5 protein-coding genes are annotated in these 2,651 nt (G+C 38.6%); all 5 read right to left on the reverse strand.

Annotation, left to right across the window (positions count from 1 at the left end):
* Positions 1 to 51 precede the first annotated feature (51 nt).
* The gene (locus tag SVU69_13650; protein MDY6944041.1) at positions 52 to 282 is read right to left on the reverse strand and encodes a hypothetical protein; all 231 of its coding nucleotides are present in this window, start codon (positions 280 to 282) and stop codon (positions 52 to 54) included.
* Positions 283 to 345: 63 nt separating this feature from the next.
* Positions 346 to 1,170 carry a tyrosine-type recombinase/integrase gene (locus SVU69_13655; GenBank protein MDY6944042.1) on the reverse strand — a complete coding sequence of 275 codons (825 nt, stop codon included), beginning with the start codon at positions 1,168 to 1,170 and terminating at the stop codon, positions 346 to 348.
* Positions 1,171 to 1,365: 195 nt separating this feature from the next.
* Positions 1,366 to 1,683: a type II toxin-antitoxin system RelE/ParE family toxin gene (locus SVU69_13660; protein MDY6944043.1), complete on the reverse strand. Its 318-nt coding sequence runs from the start codon at positions 1,681 to 1,683 to the stop codon at positions 1,366 to 1,368.
* Complete coding sequence (locus SVU69_13665; protein ID MDY6944044.1) at positions 1,680 to 1,937, reverse strand: type II toxin-antitoxin system ParD family antitoxin; 258 nt, start codon at positions 1,935 to 1,937, stop codon at positions 1,680 to 1,682. The genes SVU69_13660 and SVU69_13665 overlap by 4 nt, the downstream gene beginning before the upstream one ends.
* An 83-nt stretch (positions 1,938 to 2,020) precedes the next feature.
* A partial coding sequence (locus SVU69_13670) for a bifunctional DNA primase/helicase (GenBank protein MDY6944045.1) occupies positions 2,021 to 2,651 on the reverse strand: 631 nt, incomplete at its 5' end.

The raw sequence follows: 2,651 nt of genomic DNA on the forward strand, positions 1-2,651 counted from the left end.
TATTCACTTAATCACTTGTTCACTTAATCACTTAACGCTGTATTCGACGATTCACCATAACTCAGCATAATTTCTACCACTCGTTTTATCTCGCAAATCTGTAAATATTTCTGCATCAAAATCTACATCGTTAAACTCTTGAGAATTCCTAAATGTTTCTAAGCTAGTCCAAAAATTATTTACTGGAAGAATATCAATTAAAATTTCTTCTCCATCAGGAATATTAATTTCTTCTAATAATTCAATAGTTTTGCCTTTCTTGATTCCTTTGACTAATGACATGATGATTCTTTTTTAAGTTTTAAGTTAATTAACTGGCTTTACTAATAATCTTAGAAATTCCCCTTATAAATAATCCCCAGAGCTTTCACTAGGTCGAATATGTAAATACTTGCTCGTAGTATCCAATGAAGCATGACCTAATGTTGCCTGAACTAACCTTAATGGCGCACCCCGTTCTAAAGCATGAGTCGCATGAGCGTGCCTTAACCAGTGCGGAGAAACTCGCTCTGCTTGCGGTAATTGAGCCTTGGCAGCAGCCCGTTTCACAATCCTATGTATGTGGGCAGGGGCTAAAGCATTACCTTTTTCACTGGTAAAGATCGGTGCAGCCCCTAATGCGGACTCTCTAAACTTTTCTAATTCAATAGCTAACTCAGGTTTAAGGGTGATATAACGGGTTTTACCTCTCTTACCATATACCGTAAGCTGAACCGTCTTGATTTCGGGTCTAGGGGTAATATCTTTCCACGATAGTCCACATAATTCACTCACCCTTACCCCAGTCTGATAAAGAGTTTTTAAGATCAGATGATTCCGTAGATTCAACTCATTCTCAATCAAGGCTTTCACTTCCTCAACAGTAAGAATGCGTTCCACTAGAGTTTCTTTGGGAACAGCCACCTTAAACTGTCGCGGAAGAGGACTAGATTTGATCGGTGCAGCATCTAATGTCACCACGTAATTAAAAAAAGCCTTCAAAATAGCTAAATGCTTCTGCTTCGTAGTATCAGCACAATCTAAACTATCCAACCAATTTCTGACGTGCTGGGACTTAATCTGAGGTAGAGTCAGCTTGACAGCCGAACCAAACTGATTGATGGTATTTTCATAGCTTTTGCGCGTATATCCGTGATGCAGAGCCAACCATTCCTCTATTAATTCCTTCATTTACTCCCAGGGGCTGTTAAGAGTAGAACAATACTATTATACAGTTGCTCGACACCAAACCCCGATTCTCTCGTTGTCGGGGAACAGAAATTAAGCAAAACTTATCTTTGTTAAGCAAAGAAAGTAAGTATAAATACTCGATAAATAAGTTCTATTTATATTGGAAACGACGAATTTAAAACGGCGTTGCTTCCTTTATTCTTTGCCCAAAATATTTGGTAAATCGCGACTGGCATGAATAATCCTAATTACAGTTAGTCGTTCTTCATCATAAAGATAAAATATCAGATGTTTTTCAAAGCCTTTAACTGCCCATTTACGCAGTCCTACTAGCCGAGAATTATCAACTTCAAACAGACTACCCTTACCTGGGATTGCTGCTAATTTAGCAATGGTTTGTCTGGTAGCATCAAAAAAACGTAGAGCAGCATCATGATTATTTTGAGCAATATACTCAAACAATTTATCTATATCCTGACTGGCTTTTGGAGTAATTAAAATCCGTCTGGTCATGATTTGGACTGATTTAACCGTTCCATTAATTCCGTCCGTTTTTGCAACCACCAATCATCGGTTATTTCCACAGGTTCGCCACTGTTTAAGCCTTCTAGTAAGAGTTTTTCAATTTGTTTTTTTTCGGCTTTTTCTTGGTCTTGACGAATTAAATAACGGATATACTCGCTAGCGGTACTGTAACCACATTGGTCAATTTGTTGGTCGATAAATTCCCGCATTGATTCGGGAAGAGAAATGTTGAGCGTAGTCATGTCTCTATGGAGTTGAAATTATCCTACTCTTAAAGTTTGACATTCTTTGCCAATATTTGCCAACGTCAGTTTTTCGCTTGAATTCAAATAGTTATCAGTTTCTTGGACTTGACTAACCAATCAAGAAGATGGTTTTGTGCAACCATTACTATTCTTTGTCCCTCCTCACTAACTAACAACTGAAGCAGAATCTCTTTGATTACCTCTTGACCTGTATTAATTATTCCCTCTAACAACTCAAGACAGGGTTTGAGCTTCTCTAAACCGTTAGGCGATGAGTCTATATACTCAGATTCTTTAGGTTCAGATTGATTATTTTCCGTAGTCTGGGGTAGCTCTAAAGGATAGATATCCCCTTTTATGGGGGGGGTGACTACCGAGGGTTTGGGCGGGTCAATGCCATACATAGTTTGCATCTTAGCTTGATGAATTCGAGATTTTTCTTGTCTTTCCAGCTCTTGTTGTAATCTATCCCTTCGCTGCTGCTCTCGATGCTGTAGAACATCAATAGCAAAAGATAAATCTTCCACCGTCAAACTGTAATATCTAACCTGTTGTCCTTTGCTTCCTTGGCGACGAGAAATTAACTTTAAGCCCAGTTGGTTAATTAAGATGGACAGTAACCACATTGGTTTACAGTTGGCAGGAATAGTAAAACCTAAAATAGCTTTAAGATGAGCGCGGGAAGCATTGGCAATCTCGGTCATCTTGACT

The sequence above is a fragment of the Pseudomonadota bacterium genome (assembly GCA_034189865.1).
GTDB lineage: Bacteria > Pseudomonadota > Gammaproteobacteria > UBA5335 > UBA5335 > JAXHTV01.